This window comes from Streptomyces durocortorensis, from assembly GCF_016901035.1.
GTDB lineage: Bacteria > Actinomycetota > Actinomycetes > Streptomycetales > Streptomycetaceae > Streptomyces > Streptomyces durocortorensis.
On the sequence record NZ_JAFEUF010000326.1, the window covers coordinates 1 to 966 of the forward strand.

Consider the following 966-nt stretch of genomic DNA (forward strand, 5'->3'; position numbering starts at 1 on the left):
CCCTTATGCCCCCGCTCCCCCGCCCCGCCGCCCTGCTGTGCGACATGGACGGCACGCTCGTCGACACCGAGCACGCCTGGCTGGACACCGTCGCCGGCTTCCTCCGCTCGCAGAGCTCCCCGGCCGACGCGGACACCCTCGCCCCGTTCGCGGGCGCCGCGCTGGCCGACGCGGCCGCCCTGCTCGTACGCGGCGGCCTCACCGCCCTCACGGAAGCGGAGACGGCCGCCCTGCTCGACCGGGAGTTCACCGCGCGGGTGGCGGCCGGCGTGACCGTCCAGCCCGGCGCGCTCCGGCTCCTGGACCGGGCGCGCGCACTCGGCGTACCGACAGCCCTGGTGACCGCGTCCGAGCGGCACGTGGCGGACCTGGTGCTCGACACCCTGGGCCGGCACCGCTTCGACACCTCGGTCGCCTCGGGCGAGACGGCGCTCGGGAAGCCGCACCCCGACCCGTACCTCGCCGCGGCGGCCGCGCTCGGCGTGGCCCCGCAGGACTGCCTGGCCGTCGAGGACACCCCCACGGGCGCCGCCGCCGCACTGGCCGCCGGGTGCCGCCTGCTCGCCGTCCCGTCGGTGCCCGGCATCGAACCGGGCCCGCGCACGGTCCTGGTCGCCTCCCTGACGGAGGCGGACCTGACGGAGGCGGCGTAGCGCCGAGGCGGCCCGGCTGCGCCGTGCTGGGAAGGAGGCGCCGGAGCGCCGGACCGGCCGGAGCGCTCAGACAGGAGACCGCGCGCGATGAAGCTGGTGGTACAGGAGTTCCTGACGCTTGACGGCGTCTCCCAGGGCCCGGGGGCGCCGGACTACGCGACGTACGGGGGCGGGGCGTAGCCGGGTCAGCCCCTCGGTGGGGGGGGGGGGGGGGGGCCGGGGCGCCCCCCCCCCCCGGCCGCGGGGGGGGGGGCCGCGGGCCCCCCCCGCGCGGGGGGGGGGGCGGCGCGGGGCGGGGGGGGGGCGCGGGGGG

At 80.3% G+C, this 966-nt stretch carries 1 protein-coding gene; it reads left to right on the forward strand.

Annotated elements, in window-relative coordinates:
• The first annotated feature begins 5 nt into the window (after positions 1-5).
• Complete coding sequence (locus tag JS521_RS32755; RefSeq protein ID WP_205086537.1) at positions 6-653, forward strand: HAD family hydrolase; 648 nt, start codon at positions 6-8, stop codon at positions 651-653.
• The last annotated feature ends 313 nt before the right edge of the window (positions 654-966 follow it).